The following is a 25778-nucleotide window of genomic DNA, read 5'->3' as shown; positions in this document are numbered from 1 at the left end:
GACTGGGCGGCAGCGGGACCGAAGGTGATCAGGCCCGCGCGGCGACCCCGCTGATGTAGGACCACATCTCGAATGCGCGCGCCCTTGCGGCGCGGTACTCGCTGGCGCTGAGGTGGTCGCGGCGATTGTGGAAGAGGTTGTTGATCCCGTCGTGGGCGGAGAGGAAGCGCTGCGCCTGGCCTGCTGACTTGAAGCGTTTCATCTGCCTTTCTCCGCTACGTCCACAAGGGTACCGTTAATGTCGTCTGCCAGTCCGCCCACGTGAGCAAACTCAAGTTGGGCAGTTTGGATCAGTGGAGGGACACATACCCTGCACCCCGCTATCGTGCCGCGCTATGGACAATCAAGACGAACTAACACATGCGCCTCCTGAAAGACCTGCGACGGTACCGCAGGCCGGGGCTGCTCTGATCACGGCGACGGCATCGACCCTGACCGAGGAGGCTTACCGCCGCCTCGAGGAGATGATTGTTACTCTGGAACTAATCCCCGGCAGCGTCGTCTCCGAGGCGATTCTCGGCCGACAGCTCGGCATTGGGACGACGCCGGTTCGCGAGGCACTGCAACGCCTCGCCCGCGAACACTTAGTGCAGGTATTGCCGCGGCGTGGAGTGGTGGTGACGGCAGTCGATCTGCGGCAGCAGCTGCAAGTGCTGGAGACGCGCCGCGAGCTGGACCGCCTGATTGCCCGCGCTGCGGCGCGGCGCGCAACGGCCCGCGAGCGCATTGCGATCGCGGAGCTCGCGTCCCGCCTCGAAGAGGTGGTGGGAGACGAGAATGTCCGTGCCTTCATGCGGATTGACGGCGAACTGCGGCAGGCGCTGGGTCGGGCAGCGCGGAACGAGATCGCAGCGGCGGCGGTGGCAACCCTGCATGCGGTCTCCCGCCGCTTCTGGTTTTTTCACCACAGTGGGTCAGCCGAGCTTGCCGAGGCGGCACGTTTGCATGCCGCCATCGCACGGGCCGTTGCCGCGGCGGAGGAGGCCGCAGCTGCTTTGGCCTCCGACCGGCTGTTGGCCCACATGATCGCGTTCGCGCGAGGAACGCTGCCCAACCTTGCTAGTGATACGCCACTGGCATAAGACTGGCATGCCAGTCGTATGTCATGGGAGAAACGCCTTGCAACTTACTCTGACGCAACGCGACCAGTACGCGCACGACGGTTTCCTCATCCTCCCCAGCCTGTTCTCGCCGCTCGAGGTTGCGGCCATGAAGGAGGAGCTGCAGCGTATTCAGGGGATCGACACCGATCACCTTGTGCGCGAGCGCAGCGGCGGGGTCGCCAAGACCATCTTCCGCGTGCACGAGGCCGACGGCCCCACCGCCTCGCCCGTGTTCCACGCTGCGGCGCGTGCCTCGCGTCTCCTTCGGTCGGCGCGGCAGATCCTCGGCGACGACGCGCTCTACATTCACCACACCAAATGCAACCTGAAGACGGCCATCGATGGCTCGGTCTGGCAGTGGCACCAGGACTACGGCTCCTGGCGGCGGGACGGCGTGCCGGAGCCCGAGATGACGACGGCGCTGGTGATGCTGGACGAACCCACCGAGATGAGTGGCTGCCTCTATTTTATCCCTGGCAGTCACAGGGTCGGCAACCTCGAGCCTGAGATGGACGACCGCACCAGCTCCTACCGGCTCTGGGTCGTGCCGAAGGCCGAACTGCTGTCCATCATGCAGCGCAGCCCGGAGCCGGTGCCAATTATTGGACCGCCCGGCACAGTGGTCTTCTTCCACTGCAACATCCTGCACGCCTCCGGTCACAACCTATCCCAGCACGACCGCTGGGCCATCTATTACGTCTACAACCGCACCGCGAACCGACCCGGCGATGTGCCGAACCCACGGCCGGACTATGTACGGTCGACCAACTGGGCGCCGCTGCCGCTCGGGAGCGACGACATTCTGGCGCCGGCCCGACCGGTCGCGGCCGAGTAGGAGAGTGGACAACATGGCCCTGCGCTTCACCCCGCTGCACCCGCTCTTCGCTGCCGAGGTCGAGGGCATTGACCTCCGCGTGCCCCTGCCGCCCGCGGTGGTGGCCGAGATCGAGGCGGCGATGGACCGCTTTGCCGTTCTCGTTTTCCGAGGGCAAGCGCTGGACGACGACCAGCAAATCGCCTTTGGCATGAACTTCGGGCCACTGGAGGCCGAGACAGCCACCGTAGACGTGCACAAGCGCCGACTTAAGCATGCGCAGATGAATGACATCTCGAATCTGGACGAGCGCGGTCAGCTTCTCGCGGCGGACGACCGGCGCCGGATGTTCAACCTCGGCAATAGGCTCTGGCACAGTGACAGCTCCTTCAAGGCAACGCCGGCGAAATACTCCCTGCTACACGGTCGCCTAGTACCGCCTGAAGGCGGGGAAACCGAGTTCGCCGACATGCGCGCCGCCTGGGACGCGCTACCAGAGCGGACGCAGGCGAAGCTGCGCGACCTAGTCTGCGAGCACTCGTTGCTCTTCTCGCGCGGCCAGCTTGGCTTCACCGAGTTCACCGAGGAGGAGCGCGCAAGGTTCGCACCTGTGCCGCAGCGGCTGGTACGGCGGCACGCGGGATCGGGCCGGCTCTCGCTCTATCTCTCCTCCCATATCGGTCGCATCCGCGGCTGGCCGGTGCCGGAGGCGCTGGCCCTGGTCCGCGATCTTATGGAGCACGCCACAGGGCGCGAATTCGTCTATCGCCATAGCTGGCGCCGGTACGATCTGGTCATATGGGATAACCGTTGCACCCTGCACCGCGCCCGTCCCTTCGAGGACAGCGAGCACCCGCGCGACATGCGGCGCGTGACGCTGCAGGACTCGCGGCCGACCCTCGAGCAGGCCGCCTGACGATCGCGGCCCAACGGGAAAAACGGGAGGACCACGCATGCTGCAAATCCAGCCGATCGGTCCGCTCTTCGGGGCCCGGGTCACCGGCCTCGACCTGAGTTGTCCGCCGGGTGAGGCGGAATTCGCGGGCGTCCGCGAGGCTCTTGAGCGCTACTCGGTGCTGGTCTTCCACAACCAAGCGATCGACGACGCCGCGCAGGTCGCGTTCAGCGAGCGCTTCGGCCCGCTCGAAACCACGCGGGCCGGCGCCAACGGCGCTGGGGGCAAGCTGATCGTGCTGACTAATATCGGCCCCGACAGGCGGATCGCGCCGCCGACCGACAAGCAGGTGCTGAACAACCGCGCCAACCAGTCCTGGCATCACGACAGCTCCTTCAAGCTGGTCCCGGCGCGCGCTTCCATGCTCTCGGCGCGCGAGATCCCAAGGGAGGGCGGCAATACCAAGTTCGCCAACTTGCGCGTGGCCTATACAATACTGCCGGAGGATCTGCGGGAGCGGTACAAGGCAAGACGGTGGTGCACGACTTTGGCTAGTCGCGCTCTCGCGTCGAGCCCGCGCTGGTTACCGAGGCCGAGCGGGCGGACTGGCCACCGGTGCGTCACCCGATGGTGGTGGCGGGCGCGCATGGCCCGGCCCTCTACCTCGGTGCCGCCTTGTTGCACGAGTCGTCAGCTCCGGCGCCTTGGAGTAGGCTGACGTGAGGGCGAGCCCTCAATGATGAGGGATGCCTGCCATGCCGTTCAAAGCGAATGCCGACCGCCGGCACCACATCCCCAAGCAGCGCCACAAGGTGACCAACTGGGCGGACTACGATGCTGGCCTGCGCGCCCGCGGCAGCCTCACCGTGTGGTTTACGGCCGAGGCGATCGAGGGCTGGCGAGCTGAGGCGCGCAGTGGCCGAGGCGGCCAACCGAAGTATTCGGCGCTGGCGATCGCAACCGCCCTGACCCTTCGGGCCGTGTTCCGCCTGGCATTGCGCCAGACTGAGGGGTTAATCGGCTCCATTCTCCACCTGCTCGGCCTTGACCTCGCTGTGCCGGACCACTCTACCCTCAGTCGCCGAGCCGAGACGCTCGAGGTGCCGCGGCCACGCTGCGGGAGCGAGCCGGTGCATCTGCTGGTCGACAGCACCGGGCTGCGCCTGTGTGGTCCTGGTGAGTGGCTGGAGGAGAAGCACGGCAGTAAGCGGCGCCGAGCCTGGAAGATGCTGCATCTCGCCACCGACGCCGACACAGGCCAGATCGTCGCCTCGGTGCTGACCGACAGGGATGTCGATGATGGCTCGCAGGTCGGCGCCTTGCTCGAGCAGGTTCTGTTGCATGTTTGTGGTCTGGCGGGATCGCGGCCAAGCTAGGGCATGGCAAAAGGGCGGCTGGCAAAAGTTCGGGCGGATCTGAGCTTCAAGGGCCGGCAGTTCACTGCCGAGGTGATCCTTTGGGCGGTCCGCTGGTACCTGATGTTCCCGATCAGCTACCGCGATCTCGAGCTCATGCTGCAAGACCGCGGCGTCAACATCGCGCACACCACGATCTTCCGCTGGATCCAGGCCTATGCACCGGAGCTGGAGAAGCGGATCCGGCCCCACCTGTATCCAAGCGATGGCTCGTGGCGGGTCGACGAAACCTATGTGAAGGTTAAGGGCCGCTGGACCTACCTGTACCGCGCGGTGGACAGCCGTGGTCAAACCATCGACTTCATGCTTTCGGCCAGGCGGGACACCGCAGCGGCGAAGCGCTTCTTCGGAAAGGCGCTGGGGCAGCCGCACACGGTAAACCCGCGCACTGTCACGGTGGACAAGAATCCGGCCTACCCACGCGCGGTGGCGGAGATGAAGGCAGGCGGTGAGTTGTGGCGACGCTCCCGGCTACGCCAGATCAAGTACCTCAATAACATAGTGGAGCAGGACCATCGGCGCATAAAGCGCCTGACCAGACCGGGGCTCGGCTTCGGCAGCTTCTGGACGGCGCGACGAACTCTGACAGGCTACGAGGTGATGGCGATGATGAGGAAGGGGCAGGTGCGGAGGGTTGGCGGACGCGATATCCGAGCCCAAGCGACCTTTGTCGTCGAGCTGTTTGACGTCGCTGCCTGATTTGCCTGCCGCCAGGACCAGTCGCAGCCCACCACAGACTTTGCAACAGAACCGGTTGTGGGCGCCTTCGACCTGTGGCTGGGTGAAGGTGACGGTCAGCGGGTTTTGTGGCCGTCTACCCTGCGCTTGAGCACGGATTATTACGACAGCCTGACCCGTTTCGCCGTGCCGCTGGACGAGCGGGCGATAGCCGCTCTGGCTTTCTCGGCGGTCGCCTTGGACATCTACTGCTGGCTGGCTCAGCGGCTCCACCGCATTCCGGAGGGCAAGCCGCAGTTCGTGGCATGGACGAACCTGCATGAGCAGTTTGGGCAGGGCTATGCGGCCATTCGCCAATTTCGGGCTTTCTTCCTGAAGCAGCTCGGCGAGGTGAAAAGTGTTTACCCGGAAGCCCGGTTCGATACGGACGGCAAGGGCATGTACCTCAGCCAATCCCCGCCCCCGGTCAGAAAGCGGCTGGTAGCCGTCTCAGACCCGTCGCGTGCAATCGGTGACACCTGACGTCCCTCTAAGCCGCCCTAGCAATCAGGATCTAAGACTATCACGTGCAATCGGTGACGCCTGTGGAGAAGTGGACTTATCCACGTGCCATCGGTGACGGGGTTTGCGTGCTATCGGTGACGACGACTCGCTCACGGTCGCGTGCAATCGGTGCCACAAGCCTATTAGCTAAATTCCTATAGCTTTTCTGTAGTTGGCCTCCTTTGCTCTGTGGACGACTCAGGACAGTCTGAACGAAGCAGATAGAGGCTTAGGAGGAGGCAGCGACGTAGCGACCGATACCATTGCCAATCCCTGTGAGCTCTGCCTGATCCAGAGCGTCTCTGCAGAGGCCTTCCGGGACTGCGTCAAGCGTCTCCAACCGGGGGGTGCCGCTGTTCCAGGAGCAGGCGATGCGGCTGGCGATCGTCGCCGCCGGCTTCACGCCAGAGGAGGCCGACCAAGTGCGCCGCGCCATGGCGACCTTCAAGCTGACCGGCGGCGTCGCGCAGTACCGCGACCGGCTGGTCGCCGGCATGGTCCGCCGCGGCTACCAGCGGGGCTTTGCCGAGCGGGTGTTCCAGCAGATCGAGGGCTTCGGCAGCTACGGCTTCCCCGAGAGCCATGCCGCCAGCTTCGCCCACCTCGTCTATGCCTCGGCCTGGGTGAAGTGCCACCACCCGGCGGTCTTCGCCTGCGCCCTGCTGAACAGCCAGCCGATGGGCTTCTACGCCCCGGCGCAGATCGTCCGCGATGCCAAGGAGCATGGCGTCGCCATCCTGGCGGTCGACGTGAATGCCAGCGACTGGGACAGCAGCCTGGAGGAGCAACCGGCCAGCACCGGCGGCTTGGCGCTGCGGCTCGGGCTGCGGCTGGTGGCCGGGCTGCAGGAAGCGGAGGCGCGGGCCATCCTGGCGGCCCGGCAGGCCCGCAACGGCGCGCCCTTCGCCTCGGTCGAGGAGGCCGCCTGGCGGGCCGGGGTGGGCCAGCGGGCGCTCGCCGCCCTGGCCGGGGCGGATGCCTTCGCCAGCACCGGCGCCAACCGCCGCCGGGCGGGCTGGGACGCCCGCGGCGTCGTCAACGGGCCGCAGACCCTGCCACTGTTTGCCGCGGCGACGGCGGCGGCCCTGGTCCCGCCGGCGCCGCTGATGCTGGAGCCTGCGGCGGCACTGCCGCCGCAGAGCGAGGGCGAGACGGTCATCGAGGACTACCGGTCCATGGGGCTCACCCTTCGGCAGCACCCGCTGGCGCTGCTGCGGCCGGCGCTGCACCGGCTGGGGCTGGGCGATACCCGGCAGCTCGGCCGCCTGCGGCCGGGGTCCTCGATCCGCCTGCCGGGGCTGGTGCTGATGCGCCAGCGGCCGGGCTCGGCCAAGGGGATCGTCTTTATGACGGTCGAGGACGAGTATGGCGTCGGCAACCTCGTGGTTTACACCGATGTCTCCACCCGGGACCGGGCGGCACTGGTGGCCGGGCGGCTGCTGGTCGCCGAGGGGCGGATCGAGCGGGAGGTGGAGCGTGCGGAGGTACCGATCACCCACCTGCTCGTGCGGCGGCTGGTCGACCGCTCCGACCTGCTGGATGGCCTGGTCGCGGTGGACGGGCAGGATGCAGCTGTCAAGCTGGCGGAACGGACGCTGGGACGCGCGGACGAGATCCGCCAGCCGGAGCCCGGGAGCCAGCGTGCGCCAAAGGCCAAGCTGCCCGGCAGCCGGGATTTCCGGTAGCGGTCTCCAGGGCGCATCGCCCACGCCGTCGCGGCCGAAAGTCCGGCGTTGACGCTGCGAGAAGCGGGATGGAGCGGCCGAGCATGTGCAATCTCTACAGCATCAACAAGGGCCAGCAGGCGATCCGCGAGTTCACCAGGGCGATGACCGACCGGGCGGGCAACCTGCCGCCGATGCCGGGTGTCTTTCCCGACTACGCCGCGCCGATCGTCCGCAACCAGCCGGACGGCCGGGAGCTGGCCATGGCCCGCTGGGGCATGCCCTCGCCGGCCTTCGCGCTGAAGGGCCGCAAGACCGACCCCGGTGTCACCAACGTCCGCAAGGCGAAGTCCCCACATTGGCGGCGCTGGCTTGGTCCCGAGCATCGCTGCGTCGTGCCCTTCACCAGCTTCTCGGAGAACGAGACCCTGCCGGATGGCAGCCATCCGCCGGTCTGGTTCGCCTTCGGTGAGGCGCGACCGCTGGCGGTCTTTGCCGGGATCTGGACACGCTGGACCTCGGTGCGGAAGCTCAAGGAGGGCGAGACGGCCAACGACCTCTTCGGCTTCCTGACGACTGAGCCGAATGCCGAGGTGGGGGCGGTCCACCCCAAGGCCATGCCGGTCATCCTGACCACGCCGGAGGAGATCGATCAGTGGCTGACCGCGCCGGCCGAGGAGGCGCTGACGTTGCAGCGGCCGCTACCCGACGGCGCTCTGGTTGTCGTCGGCCGGGGCCAGAAGCAGGACGGAGCGGAACTCCCCGCTCCGCCTCCTGGCCTGCTACTTTGACATGACCAAAAAATCGACATCCTGACCGACGGCCAGCGAGGCTGCTCATCCTTCCATCATGCTGGCGGACTCAAGAAGCCAGGCGCCGCCGCCCGGCGGCGAACATGCTCTCAGGTCGCGGCAGGTCATAGTGGTCGCGCAAGGTCGTGCCCTCATAGGCCTCACGGAACAGGCCGCGGTGGCGGAGCAGCGGCACCACCTCCGTGGCGAAGGCATCGAAGCCACCGGGCAGCCAGGGTGGCATGACGTTGAAGCCGTCTGCCGCCCCTTGGGTGAACCAAGCCTCGATGTGGTCGGCCACCTGCTCCGGCGTGCCGGCCAGGACGAAATGCCCGCGTGCCCCGGCCAGCCGGTGCAGCAGCCCACGCAGGGTCGGCTTCTCCCGGTCGACGATGTCGAGCACCACCTGGAAGCGGCTAGCGACCGCCCGCGCATTGTCCGGGGCGATCAACTGGCGCGGAAACGGCGCGTCGAGGTCGTGCCCGGTGAAGTCGACGCCGAGCATCTGCCGCAGCTGCTGCAGCGAATAGCTAGGTTGTATCAGCTCGTTGAATTCCTGCTGCAGCCGCTTCGCGGCCGCCTCCGTTCCTGCGATGAAGGGGCTGAGCCCCGGCAGCACCTTGATATGCTCCGGCCGGCGACCCAGCCCGACGGCGCGCGCCTTAATGTCTTGGTAGAATTCCTGGGCGCTGGCCAGGGTCTGGTGGGCAGTAAAGATTGCCTCCGCCCAACGCGCGGCAAAGCCGCGGCCGTCTTCCGAGGAGCCCGCCTGGACATAGACCGGCCGGCCCTGCGGCGAGCGGGGCGCGTTCAGCGGGCCGCGCACTTTGAAGTAGCGGCCTTCATGGTCCAGCCGGTGGATCTTCGTCGGATCGGCATAGCGGCCGGCGACCGGGTCAGCCAGCACCGCGTCATCCTCCCAGCTGTCCCAGAGGCCGGTTACCACCTCGACGAATTCCTGCGCTCTGGCATAGCGCTCGGCATGGGAGGGATGCGCCTCCAGGCCGAAGTTCTGCGCCGCGCCCTCGTTGGTCGTGGTGACGATATTCCAGCCGACCCGGCCGCGACTCTGGTGATCCACCGAGGCGAACAGCCGGGCGAGGTTGTAGGGCTGATGGTAGGTGGTGGAGGCGGTGGCGATCAGCCCGATGCGGCTGGTCGCGGCAGCGATGCCAGCCAGCAGGGTGATGGGCTCCAGCCGGAAGCGCGGGGCGTATTCGATGTTCTCGGCCAGCACCGGGCCATCGGCGAAGAAGATGGCGTCAAAGGCGGCTCGTTCGGCCTGCTGCGCCAAGCCCTGGAACCAACCGATGTCCGTCAGCCGGCCGATCTCTGCGCCGGGGTAGCGCCAGGCGGCCTCGTGGTGGCCATCCGGGTAGATGAAGAGGTTGAGGTTTAGCTGTCGCTTGGCCATCGGTCTGGATCCCGGTGGCGCCGCGCCGAGGCGGCGCGCGCCGATGTCACAACCTTAAAGACACACCTTAAATCGTTCAATCAATTTGACTAGCATTTTATAGCGTGAATTAATCTGCGCGCTGACTGATTCCACGGTCGGCGGAGTGAGGCTTATCCCATGGCGTTTATCTGGCCGGAGCGATCCGGGCAGCAAAGCAGGTGTCGGCGCTCTCGCTAGGTTGCCGCCCGCTGCCCTTTCACGACCCTCCGCGCCTACTGCGGCCATCCCTCGGCACCGCCGCAGCCGGCTTGGCCCAAGGACCCATCCGCGATGAGCAAGCCGCACCCCGAAACCCTGGCGTTGCATGCTGGCTGGCGCCGGGATCCCGCCACCGAAGCGGCCGACGTGCCGGCCAGCGATGGCCTGCCGGCCGCCGCACGTGGCGGCCTCGCCATCCACGCCGTCAGCCGGCGGTTCCGCATCGATGGCGCGGCGCTGACCGCGCTAGACCGTGTCAGCCTCCATATCGCCCCAGGCGAATTCATCACCATCCTGGGCGCCAGCGGCTGCGGTAAATCCACCCTGCTACGGCTGCTGGCCGGGCTGGATGCGCCGGATGAGGGCACTTTGCTGCACGATGGCGAGTTGATCGCCGGGCCCAGCCTGCAGCGCGGCCTGGTCTTCCAGGAGCACCGGCTGTTCCCCTGGCTGACGGTGGAGGACAACATCGGCGCCGCGCTGCTGAATGCCCCCGGCGATGCCGGTGCCAAGCGCCGCGCGATTGCCGAGCACATCGCCATGGTCGGCCTTTCGGGCTTCGAGAAGGCTTGGCCGCACCAACTCTCCGGTGGCATGGCGCAGCGTGCGGCGATCGCCCGTGGTTTGGTCAACCGCCCGGACGTGCTGCTGCTGGACGAGCCCTTCGGTGCGCTCGACGCCCTCACCCGCGTCCGCCTGCAGGATGAGCTGAAGCGCATCTGGCAGCGGGAGCGCGCCACCATGGTCCTGGTGACGCACGACGTGGACGAGGCGCTGCATCTCGGGCAGCGCGTCGTGGTGATGTCGCCGCGCCCGGGGCGCATCCGCCGCGTCTTCGAAACCCCCGCCAACCTGTCCCGCGACCGTGCCGACCGCGCCCATGCCCGGCTACGCGCAGCGGTACTGGCGACGCTGGAGGACCGCGCCGCGGAACCCCTGCCCGCCAATGCCGCCTGATCGGAAGGCTGATCCCATGCCGCAACTCACCCGGCGCGCTCTCGGGGCCACCAGCCTTGGCCTCCTCGCCGCGCCCGCACTTGCCCAGACCCGCGTGGTGCGGCTCGGCTTCGCCTCCATCGGTGCCGGCAACCGGCAGTTCACCGGTGGCTCACCTGTTGCCTATGCCCATGCCGAGGGCTGGCTGGAGCGCGACTTCGCCGGCGAGGGCAACATCGAGTTCCGTTGGTTCTTCTTCGCCGGCGCCGGGCCCGCGGTGAACGAGGCGCTGGCCAACAACCAGCTCGACTTCGCGCTGATGGGCGACCTGCCCTCGGTCATCGGCCGCTCCAACGGGCTGCGTACGAAGCTCGTCATGGCCAATGGGGTGAACAACCCGATCTACCTCGGCGTCTGGCCCGACAGCGAGATCCGTGGCGTGGCCGACCTGCGTGGCCGCAGCGTCGCCTGGCACCGCGGCACCAACCTGCATCTCTCCATCGCCAAGGTGCTGGCAGCGAACGGGCTGACCGAGCGCGACCTCAAGGTCGTCAACATGGATTTCGCCGCCGCCGATGCCGCACTGGCCAGCCGCAACGTGGAGGCGGTGTTCGGCAGCCCCACCGTGCTGTCGCTGCAACGCCGTAACCTGGCCAAGGTCGTCTATACCACCAAGGGCGACAACCCGGCCTATGGCCGGCACTCCCACGTGCTGGTCACCGAGGCCTTCGAGGCGGCGAACAGCGAGCTCGCCGGACGCATCATCCGCAGCTTCGTCCGCGCCGCCGACTGGACCTCGGACGAGGCCAACCGGGAGGCGGTGTTCGAGAGCTGGGCCAGGTCCGGCCACCCGATCGAGAATTTCCGCGAGGATTTCGCCGGCCTGCCGCTGGCCTTCCGCAACAGCCCGGTGGTCGACGACTTCCTGCGCCGGCAGTACCAGGTGCAGGCCGATGGCGCGCTCGAGCACCGGCTGATCCGCCGTGCCGTCGACCTGCGCGACTGGTTCGACACGCGCCACCTGGAGGCGGCGCTGCGCGACCTCGACCTCGAGCGCCGCTGGACGCGCCGTGACGCCGAGGGCCGGGAGATCGCCGCCCGATGAGCGCGACCCTCGCCCGCCGCAGCACGCCCCTGCCGGCACCACCGGCCTGGCTGCTGGCGCTGGTGCTGCCGCTGCTGGCGCTGGCGGGCTGGGCGCTCGCCTCCCGCCAGGGCTGGATCGCGCCGCAGGTGCTGCCGGCACCGGGTGATGTCTGGCTGACGCTGCGGGAGCTGTGGGCCTCCGGCGACCTGGCAATGCATCTCGGCGTCAGCGCGCTACGGGTGGTGGAGGGCTTCGCCATCGGCGCGACGCTCGGCCTCGTGCTCGGCGCGGCCATGGGCATGTCCCGCAGGGTGGAGGAGTTCCTGCGGCCGAGCTTCATGGCGATTGCCCAGGTGCCGGTCATCGGCTGGGTGCCGCTGCTGATGCTGCCGCTCGGCATCGGCGAGGCGCTGAAGGTCGTCATCATCGCCAAGGCCGCCTGCGTGCCCGTCGCGCTGAATGCGCGCGACGGCGTCCGCGGCATCCCCGTGGCCTGGCGGGAGGTGGCGGCGGTGTTCCGCTACACGGGCTGGTAGTACCTGCGCCGCGTCGTGCTGCCGGCGACCGTGCCGCCGGTCTTCACCGGGATCCGCTATGGCCTGACCAGTGCCTGGAAGGCGCTGGTGGCGGTGGAGCTGCTCGCCTCCTCCGAGGGCCTGGGCTACCTGCTGGTCTGGGGCCGGCAGATGTTCCAGATGGATCTGGTCATCGCCGGCATGGCGATCATCGCCGTGGTCGGGCTGATCTTCGACGCTCTGCTGGCGGTGGTCGAGCAGCGGCTGCAGCGCTGGAAGCCCGGCGCATGAGGGCGACCTTGCGCGGCCTGCTGCTGCCGGTGCTGCTGCTGGCGTTGTGGCAGGTGGCGGCGTCGCGCGGCTGGGCCGACCCGCGGCTCCTGCCGCCACCGGCCGAGGTCGCGGCCGCCGCCTGGGCGCAGCTTACCGGCGCGACCCTGCTGCCCAACCTGCTGGCCAGCCTGCAACGGGCATTGGCGGGCTTCGCCGCGGGCGCTGCGCTCGGCCTCGCGCTCGGCTTCGTCTGCGGCTTGTCGCGCCTCGCCGACCTGCTGCTGCGGCCGAGCTTCCAGGCGCTGAAATCCATCGCGGTCTTTGCCTGGATTCCGCTGATCGCCATCTGGTTCGGCTTCGGCGAGACCTCCCGCATCGTCTTTATCGCCCTGGCGGTCTTCCCCGTGGTGGTGCTGAACACCTGGGAGGGCGTGCGCGCCGCACCGGCCGCGCTGCTCGAGGTCGGCGCCGCGCTGCGCTTCACCCGGGTGCAGCGGCTGCGTCGCATCCTGCTGCCGGCGGCGCTGCCCTCCATCCTCACCGGGCTACAGCTCGGCCTGATCCATGCCTGGCTGGCGACGGTCGGGGCGGAGTATTTCCTCGCCAAGGGCAGCGGCCTGGGCGGGATCCTGATCGAGGGCCGCGACCGCTTCGACATGGCCCTCGTGCTCCTCGGCGTCGTGCTGCTCGGCGGCATCGGCGTCGGGCTGAACCGGCTGGCGGTGGCGGGCGGTGGCCTCCTGCTGCCCTGGCGCCGGGCCACCCACTGAACCACACGGCAGAAAGGGAAAAGCCATGTCCTACGAGGCCCTGACCATTCACCGCCTCTCGCCGCATGTCGGCGCCGAGGTGCGGGACATCGACATCACCCGGCCGCTCAGCAATGCCCAGGTGGATGAACTGCACCGCGCGCTCGGCGACTTCGGCGTGCTGTTCTTCCGCGACCAGGCCTTCACGCATGACACGCAGAAGGCCTTCAGCCGCTATTTCGGCGAGCTGGACATCCACCCGAACACGCCTGGTCCGGAGGGCCACCCGGAGATCCTGCCGATCCACGCCGATGCGAACAGCAAGCGCATCGCCGGCGAACGCTGGCATTCCGATGTCTCCTGCTTCCAGACACCGCCGCTCGGCAGCATCCTGCACCTGCACACCGTCCCGCCGCTCGGTGGCGACACGCTCTTCGCTAGCCTGGCCGCCGCCTATGAGGCACTCTCGCCGAAGCTGCGAGGCTATCTGGAGGGGCTGACCGCCTTCCATTCCGGCGAACGCTCCTATCGCCGCACCAACCGCCTGCTCGGCATCGACGACAGCGCGAAGGTGCATCCCAGCGCGGTGCATCCGGTGGTGATCCGCCACCCGATCAGCGGCCGGCGCGGCCTCTACGTCAACCGCGGCTTCACCGTCCGCATCAATGAACTGCCGGAGGAGGAGAGCGACGCGCTGCTTGGCTACCTCTTCCAGCATGCGGAGAAGCCGGATTTCCAGGTGCGCTTCCAGTGGCAGCCCAACTCGGTCGCCTTCTGGGACAACCGCGCGGTGCAGCACCTGGCCGTGTGGGACTATTTCCCGAACGTGCGGAGCGGATCGCGCGTGACCATCAAGGGCCAGCCCCTGGCCGCCTGACGTCGGAAGGAGACATGCGCATGAGCATCACCCTTGAACGCCCCGAGACGCTGCCCGACGTGGTGGCGTCGCTGAACTACCTGGCCCCGACCGGGGGCCGGCCACGCACCTATGCCTATGACCCGCCGGCCGGCGAGCCGCGCAGCACGGTGCGGCCCGAGCCGCACAGGGTGGCGATCCGCAACGCGCGCAAGATCGCCGGCGAGGTCTCGCTCGACACCACGGGCTTCGGGCTGATCGAGCACCGCAGCGCGGTGACCGACTTCGGGGACGAGCAGCAGATCCGCGACATCTACTACCCGGAATGCATCGACATCATCCGCCGCGCCACCGGCGCCAGCCGGGTCTTCGTCTTCGACCATACGCTGCGCCGCCGCATCGCCGGACAGGCGGACGACCGCGACGGACCACGCCAGCCGGCAACCCGCGTCCACGTCGATCATACCGAGACATCCGGCCCGCAGAGGGTGCGCGACCTGTTGCCGGACGAGGCGGAGGCGCTGCTGCGGGGCCGGGTGCAGGTGGTGAACCTGTGGCGGCCGATCAACAACCCGGCGCTGGACCATCCCCTGGCCTTCGCCGATGCCCGCAGCTTCCCCTTCGAGGACTACGTGCCCTCGGACCTCGTCTATCCGCACCGGGTCGGCGAGACCTACAACGTGCGCTACAATCCGCAGCATCGCTGGTACTACGTGCCGCAGTTGCGGACCGACGAGGCGCTGCTGATCAAGTGCTACGACAGCAAGACCGATGGCCGCGCCCGCTTCGTCGCCCATACCGCCTTCGACGATCCGACGACGCCGCCCGATGCCCCACCGCGCGAGAGCATCGAGCTGCGCACCTTGGTATTCCACCCGCATTGAGATGATCCTTCCCAGGCGCCTCAGGCGCCTGAGAAGGCCACGCCACCGGATCTCCGCTCGACGGCGGCGGGAACCTCCTGGTGGCCGCAACCCTTTGCCAGGCGGCGAGCCCAAGGCATGTCGCATTGGCACGGCGGAACTCCAGCAACTTCGGAGCCATGTCATGCCTGCTCACGACAACACGCCCGGGCGTCGTACCATCCTGCGCCTGCTTGGCGGCACCGCATTGCTGCCGGTCGCCGGCACGGCAGCATCCGAAACTGCCTGGCCGAGCCGTCCGATCCGGGTCGTCGTACCCTGGCCGGCGGGCGGTCCGACCGATACCTATGCCCGGGCCATCGTGCGGGAACTATCCGTCCTGCTTGGTCAGCCGGTCGTGGTGGACAACCGCGCCGGTGCCACCGGCACCGTCGGCATCCAGCACGTCGCCCGTAGCCCAGCGGATGGCTATACGCTGCTCATCGCCAATACCACCGCCTTCATCGGCAGCGTCGTCGCCCTTGCGGATACCGTTCAGTTCGACCCGCTGAGCGATTTCACACCCATCGGCCTCTTCACCGAATCGGCCAGCATACTTTGGGCACATCCATCGCTCCGGCTGCGCGACTTCCAGGCGCTGCTGGCACGGGCGCGAGACAAGAGGCAACCACCGCTCGCCTTTGGCACCACCGGCAGCGGCTCGGTTTCGGAGCAATCGGTCGAACTCCTGGCCCGGCACTTCAAGCTGGATCTGATCAAGGTGCCTTATCGCGGAACTGCGCCGCAAGTGATGGACTTGGTGGCGGGTCATGTGCAGATCGGCACCTCCGATTTCGGCACCGCCGCACCGCATTTCCGCGATGGCCGACTGCAGCCCCTGCTGAGCGTCGGCCAGGAACGTTTGGCGGAACTGCCCGAGGTGCCCTGCATGGCCGAGCTCGGCCTGACCGAACCGGATTTCACCATCTGGAACGGCATGCTCGCGCCAGCGGCGACGCCGCTGCCTGTCGTTGAGCGGTTGCGCAACGCCCTCGCCGCAGCAGCGAATACGCCCGCCGTGCTCGAGGTGACGGCCGGCAACGGCAATAAGGCGATACTTCAAGCCGGTGAGGAGGCGCAACAACGTCTGGCACGGGAACTTGCTGGCCGCCGTGCCTTTGCCCGCAGCATTTCATCCGGCGCCAGCTAATGAATGATGGTTAATTACCTCAAATGGCCATGCCCCATCTTCGATCTGCAAAGAGAGACCAAATAAAAACGATGTAAGAGGCAAGGATGATTGTGCGGCCTTCGGCCTTCAAGGAACCGGATCGCCGGACCTGCCCGGCGGAACGGGGAGCCGGCGCACGACCGCCAGGCAGCCGCCATATCGGCGTCATCCGGTCCGCACCCGGCACTATCGTCTCGCCCACGACCGCAAATCATCTTGCGCCCGCATGGTACCGCCCCACGCTGCCACGCTTGCGACCGGCGTTGCTGACGCCGCAGAGGCGCACCGCTGTCATGCTCCGTCCCTGAGGGCTCAGCAGCGTGGAGGTGACCGTCGCGCCCTCGTGGTCCAAGACGGGTGTTTCGTGGGCGTCGTCGGTCGGCTGCCTATCGCCATCCTATGCTCGCCTTGGGATCGCGGTGGCGGAGTGGGCGAGCAGCCATCCGCAGCCTCAGCGGCGTTGCGTTCCACGGCATTGAGGCAGGCGACCCGGACCGCCCATTCCCGACCCTGTCGCGCAGGGCGGTGACACCGGGCATTATCAACAATGAGCGGCAGGCAGTCGGGGCAGCGTGCGCATCGCGACGGCGACTGGCCCCCTCCCCCGGCGTCCCACGGAAGGTCAGCACCGGCGTTCCGTGGCTCGACGGTAAGGAGCCATGGCTAGGGAACTCCTTGCATCGGCATCGCCGCTCATATCGGGCTGGCCGCCATCACCATTCCCCCGTCCACGAACAGCGTCTGCCCGGTCACGAAGGCACTGAGGTCGGAGGCGAAAAACAGGGCCGGTCCTGCGACGTCCCCCGGACTGGCGAGGCGGCGCAGCGGCGTCGCGGCAGTGATGGCATCGCGCAGGTCCTCCCGCGTGTTGCGGCTGGCATCGGTGGGCCAGACCAGGCCGGGCGCGATGCAATTCGCGCGCAATCCCAGCGGCCCGAGTTCTGCGGCCAGCGAGCGGGTGAAGCCGATGAGACCCGCCTTGGCCGTGATGTAGTCGTGGTAGGGCACGGCGGGCCGTGCCACGAGGTTGCTTGCGATGGTCACGACGCTGCCCCCGGGCCGCCGCTCCATGGTCGGGACGAAGGCCTGGCAGCCGATGAAGGCGGCCCGGACGGAGCCGTCGATCTGGCGCTGGTAATCGTCCCAGTGCAGTCCGCGAAACGGCGTCCGGCCTTCGGCGTCGAAGATGAAGGGCGCGAAGGCGTTAAGGACGAGCACGTCGAGGCGGCCGAACTCCGCGTCGACCCCGCGCGCCATGGCAGCCACGGCCTCGGCATCGGTCACGTCGGCCCGCCAGGGTATCGCCTCGCCGCCCGCCGCGCGGCAGGCCTCCACGGTGGCCTCGGCGGCCGCCTCGTTCCGCAGGTAGTTGACCACCACCGCTGCCCCGGCCGCGGCAAAGCGTTCCGCGATCGCTCGGCCGATGCCGCGGCCGCCGCCGGTGACCAGGGCGACCCGCCCCCCAAGATCCGCGATCATCGCGGCAGCAGTTCCGGCCGGATCACCGCGGAGACATCGATCCGGTTCCGGATCAGACCGAGCTGGTGCAGCATGTCCGCGCCCCGCTGCATCACCCCCGGGTCGAAATGTCCCGGCCCGTCGCGGCGCGTCGTTTCGGAGATGGAGGAAGCGTTGCGGAGGTCGATGATCTCGCGGTTCATCGCCTCCTCGCGCCCGTTGATCGCCCGGGTGACGGCGAGCCTGGCCGCCTCGTCCGGCCGGTCGATCATCCATTGGGCACTGTCGCGGTAGGCGGCCAAGAAATCCGCGATCAGCGCGCGGCGCTCGCGGAATGCCCGCTCCGTCACCACGAAGACGTCGGTCGGCAAGTTGATGGTGTCGCGCACCTCGATCACGGTGAAGCCCTTCAGGCCGCGGGCGCGTGCGACGTGCAGGCCGGTGTCGGTGGCGGCGGCGGCATCCACCTGGCCTTGGATGAGGGGGCCGAAGTTGAGCGGTCCGGCCACCTCCACCGTGACGTCCGATTCCTTCAGCCCGGCGGCATGGAGCAGCAGCATCAGGTGGATCCAGGTGCCGCTTCCACGCGCATAGACGCTGACGCGCTTTCCCCGCAGGTCCGCGGGCGCAGCGATGCCGCTGCTGGCGCGCGCCACGAGGTTGAACACGTTCTGCGGGTAGATGTTGTACACCGCCACGAGCCGCTCGCCGGAGTCGATCGCCAGAAACAGCGAGGCGGGGTCGGTGAAGGCGATGTCCGCGCGCCCCGTGAGCATGTTCTGGATCGCGGATGCGCTGCCCTGCCCGGGCAGGTAGTCGAGCGCGATGCCGCGCGCCCGGAAGAAGCCCTTGTCCGGCTCGGCGAGCATGTTGGTAACCTCGCTGATCGGCGGGCTCCAGCCCGCGACCGTCACCTTGCGCAGGTCCTGCGCGGCACCGTGACGCAGGCCGAGGGGCGCGGCCAGGGCGGCAAGCAGGGCGGCGCGGCGCGGGATCGTCATGGATCGAACCTTTCGGAGAGGATCAGGCGTTCGGCGAGCAGCGCCCCCTGGTAGGCCGCGCTGCCGAGCGCGGCGACGGCGAGGAGGAGGGCGAACATCAGTGCCGTGTCCATCATGCCCTGCGCCGCCATGACGGCGGCGCCCAGGCCCTCGCGGCCCATGATGAACTCGCCCACCACGGCGCCGACCAGCGCCAGCACCACCGCGACGCGGAAGCCCGCGAGGATCACCGGCAGCCCCGCCGGGATGCGCAGCCGCAGCAGGGTCTGCCAGCGGCTGGCGCGCAGCATGCGGAACAACTCCAGCCGCGACGCATCCACGCGGCCAAGGCCCGTCACCGTGTTCTCCAACAGCGGGAAGAAGCAGACGAGCGCGGTGATGACGATGATAGAGCGCATCCCGAAGCCGAACCAGAGCAGGAAAAGCGGTGCGAGGGCGAGCTTGGGCACCACCTGGCTGGCAACGAGGTAGGGATGCGCGAGGCGGCGCAGCGCCGGGCTCTCGGCCAGCAGCGCCCCCACTGGCAGGGCAAAGGCCGCCCCGGCGGCGAGGCCCATCACCATCTCCCCCGCCGTCACCGCCAGGTGTCGCAGCAGCCGGCCGCTCGCTACTTCCTCCACCAGCACGGCCGCGACACGGCCGGGACGCGGCAGCACCAACTCCGGCAGCGGGAGCCAGCGGCAGGCCAGCTCCCAGCCACCGAGCAGCGCCAGGAGCAGCAGCAGATGCGCCAAGCGGCGGATCATGCCCGGTCCAGCGCCTCGCGCAGCACCCGGCAGCGCGCGTTGAAGGCGGGATCGTAGCGGATGCCGGGCGAGCGCGGGTGCGGCAGGTCCACCGCGACCTCCCCGGTGATCCGCCCCGCCGCCATCAGCACCACCCGGTCGGCCAGGAACACGGCCTCGGCGATGTCATGCGTCACGAGCAGGGCGGTGACGCCATCGCGCGCGCAGAGGCCAGCCAGATCCTCCTGCAGCGCCTCGCGCGTCAGGGCGTCGAGCGATGCGAAGGGCTCGTCCAGCAGCAGCACGCGCGGCGACTCCACCAGGGCGCGCGCGATTGCCACGCGCGCCTGCTGCCCACCCGAGAGCTGTCGCGGATAGCGCCCCGCGAGGCCGCCCAGCCCCAGCCCGTCGAGCAGCGCCATCGCGCGGTCCCGCCCGCCGCGCCCGCGCCGCAGCGAAAGCGGCAGCAGCACGTTCTCCAGAGCCGTGCACCAGTCCAGCAGCGTCGGCGTCTGGAAGACGAAGCCTACCCCCTCGGACGGGCCTTGCGGCGCGCGGCCCTCCAGGCGCACGGTCCCGGTCCCAGGCGGCAGCAGGCCGGCGGTGAGCTTCAGCAGCGTGGTCTTGCCGCAGCCGCTGCGGCCCAGTAGCGCGTGGAAGGCCCCTGCCGGCACGGTCCAGTCGATGCCCGCCAGGATCGGCGGGTGACCCGGCGGCGCATAGCCCACCCCCGCCAGCGTGATGGCGGCTGTGCCGGGCGGCGTGGAGGTGGTGGGCTTAGTCGGCATGGGGCGCGTAGAGCTCCGCCTGCGCCTCGGCTGCCGGTTCGATCTCAGTCATCGTCACGAGGTCGAGCAGATTGAAGCGGCCGTCATTGTGCCAGCCGGCCTCGGGGACCGTCATCGCGCCCAGCGCCGCGATTCGCGTCACCCCGACCGCGCCCAGCGCCTCGGCGAGCGCATGCAGCCGGCGCGGCGGAGCGGCGACGCCGGCGCCTTGCAGCAGGTCGCGGAAGGGCGCCACCAGCGCCGTCGCCTCCTCCAGGGAATCAAGCGCCACCACCGTGACGCTGCGGTTCAGCGCCGCAGGCCGCAGGGATTCGGCGGCGTCGGCGTAGGAGACGCACCAGCCGAGGTCCGGGCCGGACATCACCGACCGGCCCGGCTCCACCATCGCCCGCGCCTCCTCCCCGTCCCGCCAACCGGCGAGGGCCGCGGCCTCAGCGAGCGACAGTGCCCGTCGCGGGTGGCGTGCCTCGGCCGCCGCCAGCGCCGCCGCCAGATGCCGGGCAAAGGCGGCGGGGTCCACCGCGCCGCCCCGCTCGGCGAAGATCATCTGCGACGCGAAGCAGCCCTGCTGCTCGAAGCGGGCGATGTCGCGCGCGGCCAGCCCCGCCGCCGCCGCCGCGCGGCCGGCCGTCAGCGCCTCGCGCGAGACCAGGGCGAAGCTCACCTTGTGGCCGTGACCGACGAAGCGCGTCGTGGCCGGCAGGCGGTTGCGGATTGCCGCCAGCGTCGCGTTGCCGCCATAAGCCACCACCGTGTCCGCTGCCTTAAAAGCAGCGTCTTCGGCCGGGTCCGCACCGCCCTTCCAGCACAGGATACCGAGGCAGCCGGCCAAGCGCGGTTCCACCTCGGCCAGCAACCCAGCGAACCAGCCGGCCAGCAGTGGTTCCGCGGCGGAGACCTTGCCGATCGTGCCTGCCTTCACCAGCAGGCCGCGCGCCAGTCCCCAAACTGGCAAGCCAGGCACGTTGCCGGCCCAGACGTGGAGCAGCAGCGCCGGCCCCCAGGCGCGTGCAAGCCCGCCGCGCGGCATCGGGCGGAAGCCGTCGAGCATGCCGGGGTCGGGGAAGTCGGCGGCGAGGAAGCGGCGCAGCTGCGGCAGGCGAAAGTTGCGGAAGGTGGCCGTCAACCCCAGCCGGACGCTTTCAGCGTCGTAGCCGGTGACGATCGGCAGCAGTGCCTCCGCCTTGCGGCGCAGAGGATGGGCGCGATCAAGCATGCGCTCCGCCGCAGCGTCGATCGCGGCGGCGATGGCGTCCACCGGCATCGCTCCCAGCACGGCGCGCGCCTCGTCCCGGATCTGCCCGGCCAGGGCCGCCATGCCCGCCGCGTCGAAGACGGGCAGCGCCACCTCCAGCGGGCTCCCGCCGCCCGCGAAGCGCTCCGTCCGCCAGCCGTGGTCGGGCGGTGAGGAGGGCAGATATCCTCCCATCTCTCTCACGCGCGCGGCGCCCTCAGGCGCCAGCCGGCGCGCGGGCGGCAGCGAGGAATTCCTCGACCGCCAGTGAGCACCCCTTGGCCTCGGCGCCACCCACCCGGCCCAGCAGCAGGAAACCGTCCTCCCGCATCACGCCCACGTCCTCCGTCAGGATCGCCGAAACGACGCCGAGATGGGCAAGGTCATGATGCGCCAGCACGCCCGGCGTGCCGGGCGGGACGTCGCGGCCGGTCAGCGGGTCCACGACGCGCGAGCGCAACCAGGGCATCCCGCGCTTGACCGGGGGCAGCACGGCGTTGCCGTCGTCATAGAACTGCGAGGACAACTCTGTCATGCCGTACATGTTGACGCAGAGCGCCGCCGGCACGCCGAAGGTCTTGCTCAGCCGGCCGTAGAAGACCTCGGGAGGCACCTCGCGCGACTGGCCCTTGAAGCCGCCCGTGTCGAGGATGCGGCTGCCCGGCGGCAGGGCGAAGCGCTGCCCCTCGGCATCCAGCGCATCGAGCAGTCCCACGAAGGCATAGGTGGCGCCGAGCAGCGCGAAGGGCTCGCCCGATGCCTCCGCCCCGCGCAGGGCCGCGACCAGCGCGGGTCTGTCGATCCCGGCCGGACCCATCATCGTGCGGCTGCCAGGCGTCCCGAAATGCCGGAGCGCGAGGGCGAGGTAGTGCGCCAGCGAGGAGTTCGGCAGCGACGCCTCGTCCGGGAAGAGCGTCGCCATGGCCATGGGCGCGGCGCCACGCATGAAGAAGTGCTCGAATCCCAGCCGCATCGAGCGGTCGTAGAGATCGAGCGAACGGTGATGCACCTGCCCGCGCCGACCGGCCTGCGTGGTGCCACTCGTCATGAAAACGCGCGCAGCCCGTTCGGGTGGCGTGCAGCCGATGTCGAGGTCCTTGAAGGCGCTGATCGGCACGGCCGGGATCTCGCGCCAGGACCGCACGGCGCGAGGGTTTCGGCCGCGTTGCCGGGCGAAGCGGCGATAGGCGGGGTCATGCTCGAACTGAAAGGCGAAGATGTCGAGGGCGAGCGAGTCGAAGGTGGCCTCGTCCGGCGCCGGCGTGGCCATCATCGCCTCCACCCGGGCGCGCAGCGCCGCAGCGGTCGCGTCGAACGCGGCTTCCCCAACACCTGCCATCCTAACCCCCCCTTCCGCCTGACCGCGCCGAGACGCGGAGCATGCAACGGAGGATGGGAGGGCCGCCGATCCGGCGCCCGGTGTCCGCATCCCTCCGCCGGCACGACCCGGATCAGGTTCAAAGGGTTGCCGCGCTCCCAACCGGGACCGGCGGACTCTCAGCCTCTTGTCGAAGCACCCCTGCGATGGCCGAAGAAGTAGGTATGCCTGGAGGGGCTGTCAAATCGGTGAAGCGGCAGGCTGAGGAGGTGTCAGTCCCGGGCTGGTGGACAGGCGCCCCGAGCCCTCCGGCCTAGACTCCGAACCGGCTCACGCGGTCATCGATGACGCCGGGCAAAGTCATTCGGCCAGGTGCTGGCGTGGACGCACGAACTGCCGGCTGGGCACGGCTGGCGCTGGGCATGGCGGAAGAGCGCCGCGGCCGAGCCTGACGATCTCGGCCGGCAAGATGCTGAAGATCTTACGGAGCCGTTTCTTTATCAGCAGCGAACATGCAAACGTTCTCTTCTGGGATCGTGGCCCGGTTGTCCGGCTGGGTGGGGACCGGACAAACGGGTGGCTGCCAGCGTTGTGCGGACAACGCATCGCCGCTGTCATGCGCGGCTGTCCACCTTCCGCCAGCCCCGCCGCGCTTCCTGATGAGTCACAGCATTCGAGGATGCGCGTCAGATCGCGTCCTTGAGTTCTTTGGCGGCGCTGAAGGCGATATTCTTGCTGGCCTTGATCTCGATGGACTGGCCGGTGGCTGGGTTGCGGCCGGTGCGGGCCGGGCGGTCGCGCACCTGCAGGATGCCGAGGCCGGTCAGCCGGACCTTGTCGCCGGCCTTGAGCCGGGTCGTGACCAGTGCGACCAGGGCGTTCAGCACGGCTTCGCTCTGCTGTTTGGTGAGGTTGTTCGTTTCGGCCAACTCGGGCGCCAGCTGCTTGAGTGTCACCGTGGCTGGGGTGGGTGCTTTGGCTGCTGCGGCAGGCTGCTTGGTTGCCGAGGCCGAGGCCGATGCCTTGGCTGGCGGGCTGGGCTTCTTGGCAGCCGAGGTCGGGGCTTTGGCTGGGGAGGTGGGCTGCTTGGTTGCCATGGCCTGATGCTCCATACCGCTGTTGCAGGGATAGGATCGTGACGATCGCTTTGACCGAATCAGTGGCCATCGCTTGTGTCGTTAAATCCTGGGTTGGCGGCATGCGGCAACTTCATTCAGACGCCACGGCCATTTCAGTCGCCAGCGTGCAAAGGAACTGCACTGTTCGATCCGTTCGCGGAAGCCATGCGGAGTGCTGTCGTTCCGGCTTCGGTCAGGCGGTAGATACCGCGGCTTTCCCGCTCGAACCAGCCGTAGACGTTGCGCAGCATCAGGGCGCCAGCGTCGGGTGCGATCGAGCGCAGGGACTTGGTGCTGACCGGCCCTGCGGCCATGGCCGTGGCGCAGGCCAGAGCCCGCTGCCGGTAAGCCGTGAGAATGGGCGTACGCGAAGAGCCACCCTGAGATGGGTCACCCTGCCGGCGCTGGTGTTCCAGTACCAGTCGGCTGCGGCGTTTGGCATTCGGCCGCGGGCGGTAGGGTGCCGGCTCGACCAGCACCTCCACGGCTCGCCGCGCCGGGTCGACTGCCAACAGGCCAAAACCCAGTAGGCGGCAGAGCTTGTGCGCCCGCCGGTCGCGATCGCGGCCACGCCGGGTGGCAAGGACGGCCAGCCAGACCTCGTCCGCGGCGGCCAGGCGGTCGACGCCCTGGAGGATGAGTTCCAGCGAGAGCGTGAGCTTCAGCTCGGTGACGACGACGACGGGTGGCTCGCCCGGCCGGATGCCGACGATGTCGCAGCCGCAGATCTCGCCCTTGGCCTCGTAGCCGAGGGTTTCGAGGTGCCGCTTGACCGCGGCATAGAGTGCAGTTTCGCGCCTACGGCCGGCCGCTCTGGCGTCGTTCATGCGACCCTCCGCTGGTCGATCCCCTGGCCCGGCTTCGGTCTGAGGGTAATGGTCCCGAAGGCTGCCTCCTGGTCCATGTCGAGGGTGGCATCGCGGGCCAACTCGAGGCTGGCGACCAGGGTGCTGGCCAGCGCCGCCCGCTGCCGTAGCAGGTGCCTTGGTGCGCCGACTGGGATCGGCGGCAGACAGTCCACGAGCGGCATTCCCTCCGGTTGCTGCTCAAGCAGTTGCGTGATGTGCTCGATGGCCTCCGGCACACGCCAGAGCTCGAGCAGCACCGGCTGGTAGGCGGGGGCCTGGGCCGGCTGTCCCGCCTTGCCCTCAAGCATGGCGAGCGTTGCCTCGAGGAAGGCGACATACAGCTCCGCCTGGGGCCTTGCCTGCCGCTCCACCTGCCCCCGGGCAAAGACCCGCAGGCCGAGCTGCGGCCGGGCGCTGAGCCAGTCGGCGGCGGCGCGCATGCGGGCCAGTTCGGCCAGCTGGCCCAGCCGCCGGGTCGCCTCCGCCGCGGCGGCCTCGGCCACGGCGGGGCTCTCCGGGCAGAGCAGGCGGGCCTTGAGCAAGACGAGGTCGCTGGCCGCGACCAGCCAGGTGCTGCGGCGCTCGAGCGGGACGCGATGGGCACTGTCCTCGAGCGCGGCGACGAGCTGGTCGGTGAGGGCAACGATCGATAGCGGGCCGAGGTCGACCCGGTGGCGGCGGACCATCTCCAGCAGGAAGTCGAGCGGCCCCTCGAAGCCCGCCACGCTGAGCCGCGGCATAGCCTCGCCGGCCGGTGCTGGTGCCCTCCCCTGCCCGGCTGCCTCGGGCCAGTCCGGGTCCTCCTCAGCCATCGGTGGCCTCGCCGTAGTGCGGCTGCAGGCTGAGGGTCAGGTCCGGCCAGGTGCGGCGGAGGGTCCGGAGCGCCGGCCAGGGCGACCAGTCGGCTGCCCAGAACTCCACCAGCCAGTGATCGGTCCGGCGGTTGCGGCGATCGGCCGGACTGGGCAGCAGCCGGGCGTGGCGGAGGGCGCGGGTGGTGCCCCAGTGGCGCCAGAGCCAGCCCCGACTCTGTGGGTCCTCGGGTCCGAGCCGAAGGATGGCGGCTGGCACCGGCAGCAGGCGGTGCAGATCGAAGGGACAACTCTGGTCGGTGGCGGCGCGCAGCAGCGCCCGCTGCTGCTGCAGGGCGACTGAGTCACGCAGCCGGCGGGCCAGGATCCGCGCCCCGGCCAGGCTGATGGCCCGCACCCCGTCGGCGGGGGCGGCCATGGGCAGGAACCA

27 protein-coding genes, 2 pseudogenes and 1 riboswitch are annotated in these 25778 nt (G+C 69.1%); of the genes and pseudogenes, 17 read left to right on the top strand and 12 right to left on the bottom strand.

The window, feature by feature from the left end; all coding sequences use genetic code 11:
* Positions 1 to 28: 28 nt before the first annotated feature.
* Complete coding sequence (locus tag AC0IW9_RS24875) at positions 29 to 202, bottom strand: hypothetical protein (protein WP_471651006.1); 174 nt, start codon at positions 200 to 202, stop codon at positions 29 to 31.
* 133 nt (positions 203 to 335) lie between these two features.
* Here AC0IW9_RS24875 and AC0IW9_RS24870 point away from each other — a divergent pair, with 133 nt between their 5' ends.
* The 9 genes and pseudogenes from AC0IW9_RS24870 (at position 336) to AC0IW9_RS24830 (ending at position 7903) form a co-directional block, all read left to right on the top strand.
* Complete coding sequence (locus AC0IW9_RS24870; protein WP_471651005.1) at positions 336 to 1082, top strand: GntR family transcriptional regulator; 747 nt, start codon at positions 336 to 338, stop codon at positions 1080 to 1082.
* A 37-nt stretch (positions 1083 to 1119) separates the two neighbouring features.
* Positions 1120 to 1938 carry a phytanoyl-CoA dioxygenase family protein gene (locus AC0IW9_RS24865; protein WP_471651004.1) on the top strand — a complete coding sequence of 273 codons (819 nt, stop codon included), beginning with the start codon at positions 1120 to 1122 and terminating at the stop codon, positions 1936 to 1938.
* 13 nt (positions 1939 to 1951) lie between these two features.
* Positions 1952 to 2833 (top strand): TauD/TfdA dioxygenase family protein, encoded by an 882-nt coding sequence (locus AC0IW9_RS24860; protein ID WP_471651003.1) that lies wholly within the window; start codon positions 1952 to 1954, stop codon positions 2831 to 2833.
* Positions 2834 to 2870: 37 nt separating this feature from the next.
* A complete protein-coding gene (locus tag AC0IW9_RS24855; protein ID WP_471651002.1) occupies positions 2871 to 3530 on the top strand; it encodes a TauD/TfdA dioxygenase family protein in 660 nt (219 codons plus the stop codon).
* A gap of 37 nt (positions 3531 to 3567) precedes the next feature.
* Positions 3568 to 4146: pseudogene (locus AC0IW9_RS24850) on the top strand (IS5 family transposase); the annotation flags it as partial.
* Positions 4147 to 4191: 45 nt separating this feature from the next.
* The gene (locus AC0IW9_RS24845) at positions 4192 to 4926 is read left to right on the top strand and encodes an IS6 family transposase (RefSeq protein WP_471651001.1); all 735 of its coding nucleotides are present in this window, start codon (positions 4192 to 4194) and stop codon (positions 4924 to 4926) included.
* A gap of 57 nt (positions 4927 to 4983) precedes the next feature.
* The gene (locus tag AC0IW9_RS24840) at positions 4984 to 5427 is read left to right on the top strand and encodes a replication protein RepA (RefSeq protein ID WP_471651000.1); all 444 of its coding nucleotides are present in this window, start codon (positions 4984 to 4986) and stop codon (positions 5425 to 5427) included.
* 368 nt (positions 5428 to 5795) lie between these two features.
* Positions 5796 to 7133, top strand: coding sequence for a helix-hairpin-helix domain-containing protein (locus AC0IW9_RS24835; RefSeq protein ID WP_471650999.1), 1338 nt, complete (start codon positions 5796 to 5798; stop codon positions 7131 to 7133).
* 83 nt (positions 7134 to 7216) lie between these two features.
* Complete coding sequence (locus AC0IW9_RS24830; RefSeq protein WP_471650998.1) at positions 7217 to 7903, top strand: SOS response-associated peptidase; 687 nt, start codon at positions 7217 to 7219, stop codon at positions 7901 to 7903.
* Between the two features lie 70 nt (positions 7904 to 7973).
* Here AC0IW9_RS24830 and AC0IW9_RS24825 read toward each other — a convergent pair whose 3' ends face one another.
* Positions 7974 to 9317 carry an LLM class flavin-dependent oxidoreductase gene (locus AC0IW9_RS24825; protein ID WP_471650997.1) on the bottom strand — a complete coding sequence of 448 codons (1344 nt, stop codon included), beginning with the start codon at positions 9315 to 9317 and terminating at the stop codon, positions 7974 to 7976.
* Between the two features lie 312 nt (positions 9318 to 9629).
* Here AC0IW9_RS24825 and AC0IW9_RS24820 point away from each other — a divergent pair, with 312 nt between their 5' ends.
* The 8 genes from AC0IW9_RS24820 to AC0IW9_RS24785 all read left to right on the top strand — a co-directional run bounded on the left by AC0IW9_RS24820 (position 9630) and on the right by AC0IW9_RS24785 (position 16025).
* A complete protein-coding gene (locus AC0IW9_RS24820) occupies positions 9630 to 10514 on the top strand; it encodes an ABC transporter ATP-binding protein (RefSeq protein ID WP_471650996.1) in 885 nt (294 codons plus the stop codon).
* A 16-nt stretch (positions 10515 to 10530) separates the two neighbouring features.
* The gene (locus AC0IW9_RS24815; protein ID WP_471650995.1) at positions 10531 to 11598 is read left to right on the top strand and encodes an ABC transporter substrate-binding protein; all 1068 of its coding nucleotides are present in this window, start codon (positions 10531 to 10533) and stop codon (positions 11596 to 11598) included.
* Complete coding sequence (locus tag AC0IW9_RS24810) at positions 11595 to 12116, top strand: ABC transporter permease (protein WP_471650994.1); 522 nt, start codon at positions 11595 to 11597, stop codon at positions 12114 to 12116. Before AC0IW9_RS24815 ends, AC0IW9_RS24810 begins: the two co-directional genes overlap by 4 nt.
* Before the next feature lie 15 nt (positions 12117 to 12131).
* Positions 12132 to 12386 carry an ABC transporter permease gene (locus AC0IW9_RS24805; RefSeq protein WP_471650993.1) on the top strand — a complete coding sequence of 85 codons (255 nt, stop codon included), beginning with the start codon at positions 12132 to 12134 and terminating at the stop codon, positions 12384 to 12386.
* Positions 12383 to 13138 carry an ABC transporter permease gene (locus AC0IW9_RS24800; RefSeq protein ID WP_471650992.1) on the top strand — a complete coding sequence of 252 codons (756 nt, stop codon included), beginning with the start codon at positions 12383 to 12385 and terminating at the stop codon, positions 13136 to 13138. Before AC0IW9_RS24805 ends, AC0IW9_RS24800 begins: the two co-directional genes overlap by 4 nt.
* A gap of 25 nt (positions 13139 to 13163) precedes the next feature.
* A complete protein-coding gene (locus AC0IW9_RS24795) occupies positions 13164 to 13994 on the top strand; it encodes a TauD/TfdA dioxygenase family protein (protein ID WP_471650991.1) in 831 nt (276 codons plus the stop codon).
* 20 nt (positions 13995 to 14014) lie between these two features.
* The gene (locus AC0IW9_RS24790) at positions 14015 to 14857 is read left to right on the top strand and encodes a CmcJ/NvfI family oxidoreductase (protein WP_471650990.1); all 843 of its coding nucleotides are present in this window, start codon (positions 14015 to 14017) and stop codon (positions 14855 to 14857) included.
* A gap of 226 nt (positions 14858 to 15083) precedes the next feature.
* Positions 15084 to 16025, top strand: coding sequence for a Bug family tripartite tricarboxylate transporter substrate binding protein (locus AC0IW9_RS24785; protein ID WP_471650989.1), 942 nt, complete (start codon positions 15084 to 15086; stop codon positions 16023 to 16025).
* A 714-nt stretch (positions 16026 to 16739) separates the two neighbouring features.
* Here AC0IW9_RS24785 and AC0IW9_RS24780 read toward each other — a convergent pair.
* The 10 genes and pseudogenes from AC0IW9_RS24780 to AC0IW9_RS24735 form a co-directional block, all read right to left on the bottom strand.
* A complete protein-coding gene (locus AC0IW9_RS24780; protein ID WP_471650988.1) occupies positions 16740 to 17525 on the bottom strand; it encodes an SDR family oxidoreductase in 786 nt (261 codons plus the stop codon).
* Positions 17522 to 18505: an ABC transporter substrate-binding protein gene (locus AC0IW9_RS24775; protein ID WP_471650987.1), complete on the bottom strand. Its 984-nt coding sequence runs from the start codon at positions 18503 to 18505 to the stop codon at positions 17522 to 17524. The genes AC0IW9_RS24780 and AC0IW9_RS24775 overlap by 4 nt, the downstream gene beginning before the upstream one ends.
* Positions 18502 to 19251 (bottom strand): ABC transporter permease, encoded by a 750-nt coding sequence (locus AC0IW9_RS24770; RefSeq protein ID WP_471650986.1) that lies wholly within the window; start codon positions 19249 to 19251, stop codon positions 18502 to 18504. Before AC0IW9_RS24770 ends, AC0IW9_RS24775 begins: the two co-directional genes overlap by 4 nt.
* The gene (locus tag AC0IW9_RS24765) at positions 19248 to 20018 is read right to left on the bottom strand and encodes an ABC transporter ATP-binding protein (RefSeq protein ID WP_471650985.1); all 771 of its coding nucleotides are present in this window, start codon (positions 20016 to 20018) and stop codon (positions 19248 to 19250) included. The genes AC0IW9_RS24770 and AC0IW9_RS24765 overlap by 4 nt, the downstream gene beginning before the upstream one ends.
* On the bottom strand, positions 20008 to 21447 hold the full coding sequence (locus AC0IW9_RS24760) for an acyl-CoA reductase (RefSeq protein WP_471650984.1): 1440 nt from the start codon (positions 21445 to 21447) through the stop codon (positions 20008 to 20010). Before AC0IW9_RS24760 ends, AC0IW9_RS24765 begins: the two co-directional genes overlap by 11 nt.
* A 22-nt stretch (positions 21448 to 21469) precedes the next feature.
* Complete coding sequence (locus AC0IW9_RS24755; RefSeq protein WP_471650983.1) at positions 21470 to 22591, bottom strand: LuxE/PaaK family acyltransferase; 1122 nt, start codon at positions 22589 to 22591, stop codon at positions 21470 to 21472.
* Between the two features lie 71 nt (positions 22592 to 22662).
* Positions 22663 to 22783: riboswitch (TPP riboswitch) on the bottom strand.
* Positions 22784 to 23256: 473 nt separating this feature from the next.
* Positions 23257 to 23667, bottom strand: a complete 411-nt coding sequence (locus AC0IW9_RS24750; protein ID WP_471650982.1) for an HU family DNA-binding protein — start codon at positions 23665 to 23667, stop codon at positions 23257 to 23259.
* Between the two features lie 134 nt (positions 23668 to 23801).
* Positions 23802 to 24515, bottom strand: coding sequence for a DUF2161 family putative PD-(D/E)XK-type phosphodiesterase (locus AC0IW9_RS24745; RefSeq protein ID WP_471650981.1), 714 nt, complete (start codon positions 24513 to 24515; stop codon positions 23802 to 23804).
* Complete coding sequence (locus AC0IW9_RS24740; RefSeq protein ID WP_471650980.1) at positions 24512 to 25348, bottom strand: segregation and condensation protein A; 837 nt, start codon at positions 25346 to 25348, stop codon at positions 24512 to 24514. Before AC0IW9_RS24740 ends, AC0IW9_RS24745 begins: the two co-directional genes overlap by 4 nt.
* Positions 25341 to 25778, bottom strand: a pseudogene (locus tag AC0IW9_RS24735) (hypothetical protein); the annotation flags it as partial. The pseudogene AC0IW9_RS24735 and the gene AC0IW9_RS24740, both read right to left, overlap by 8 nt.

The organism is Belnapia sp. AC561, assembly GCF_979252845.1.
The sequence above is the reverse complement of the archived record's forward strand: the minus strand, read 5'-3'. Positions and strand labels throughout refer to the sequence as shown.

Coding starts and splice junctions, on each gene's coding strand:
- AC0IW9_RS24875 (WP_471651006.1), bottom strand. CDS start 202: ATGAAACGCTTCAAGTCAGCAGGCCAGGCGCAGCGCTTCCTCTCCGCC.
- AC0IW9_RS24870 (WP_471651005.1), top strand. CDS start 336: ATGGACAATCAAGACGAACTAACACATGCGCCTCCTGAAAGACCTGCG.
- AC0IW9_RS24860 (WP_471651003.1), top strand. CDS start 1,952: ATGGCCCTGCGCTTCACCCCGCTGCACCCGCTCTTCGCTGCCGAGGTC.
- AC0IW9_RS24855 (WP_471651002.1), top strand. CDS start 2,871: ATGCTGCAAATCCAGCCGATCGGTCCGCTCTTCGGGGCCCGGGTCACC.
- AC0IW9_RS24845 (WP_471651001.1), top strand. CDS start 4,192: ATGGCAAAAGGGCGGCTGGCAAAAGTTCGGGCGGATCTGAGCTTCAAG.
- AC0IW9_RS24830 (WP_471650998.1), top strand. CDS start 7,217: ATGTGCAATCTCTACAGCATCAACAAGGGCCAGCAGGCGATCCGCGAG.
- AC0IW9_RS24825 (WP_471650997.1), bottom strand. CDS start 9,317: ATGGCCAAGCGACAGCTAAACCTCAACCTCTTCATCTACCCGGATGGC.
- AC0IW9_RS24820 (WP_471650996.1), top strand. CDS start 9,630: ATGAGCAAGCCGCACCCCGAAACCCTGGCGTTGCATGCTGGCTGGCGC.
- AC0IW9_RS24815 (WP_471650995.1), top strand. CDS start 10,531: ATGCCGCAACTCACCCGGCGCGCTCTCGGGGCCACCAGCCTTGGCCTC.
- AC0IW9_RS24810 (WP_471650994.1), top strand. CDS start 11,595: ATGAGCGCGACCCTCGCCCGCCGCAGCACGCCCCTGCCGGCACCACCG.
- AC0IW9_RS24800 (WP_471650992.1), top strand. CDS start 12,383: ATGAGGGCGACCTTGCGCGGCCTGCTGCTGCCGGTGCTGCTGCTGGCG.
- AC0IW9_RS24795 (WP_471650991.1), top strand. CDS start 13,164: ATGTCCTACGAGGCCCTGACCATTCACCGCCTCTCGCCGCATGTCGGC.
- AC0IW9_RS24790 (WP_471650990.1), top strand. CDS start 14,015: ATGAGCATCACCCTTGAACGCCCCGAGACGCTGCCCGACGTGGTGGCG.
- AC0IW9_RS24780 (WP_471650988.1), bottom strand. CDS start 17,525: ATGATCGCGGATCTTGGGGGGCGGGTCGCCCTGGTCACCGGCGGCGGC.
- AC0IW9_RS24775 (WP_471650987.1), bottom strand. CDS start 18,505: ATGACGATCCCGCGCCGCGCCGCCCTGCTTGCCGCCCTGGCCGCGCCC.
- AC0IW9_RS24770 (WP_471650986.1), bottom strand. CDS start 19,251: ATGATCCGCCGCTTGGCGCATCTGCTGCTGCTCCTGGCGCTGCTCGGT.
- AC0IW9_RS24765 (WP_471650985.1), bottom strand. CDS start 20,018: ATGCCGACTAAGCCCACCACCTCCACGCCGCCCGGCACAGCCGCCATC.
- AC0IW9_RS24760 (WP_471650984.1), bottom strand. CDS start 21,447: ATGGGAGGATATCTGCCCTCCTCACCGCCCGACCACGGCTGGCGGACG.
- AC0IW9_RS24755 (WP_471650983.1), bottom strand. CDS start 22,591: ATGGCAGGTGTTGGGGAAGCCGCGTTCGACGCGACCGCTGCGGCGCTG.
- AC0IW9_RS24750 (WP_471650982.1), bottom strand. CDS start 23,667: ATGGCAACCAAGCAGCCCACCTCCCCAGCCAAAGCCCCGACCTCGGCT.
- AC0IW9_RS24745 (WP_471650981.1), bottom strand. CDS start 24,515: ATGAACGACGCCAGAGCGGCCGGCCGTAGGCGCGAAACTGCACTCTAT.
- AC0IW9_RS24740 (WP_471650980.1), bottom strand. CDS start 25,348: ATGGCTGAGGAGGACCCGGACTGGCCCGAGGCAGCCGGGCAGGGGAGG.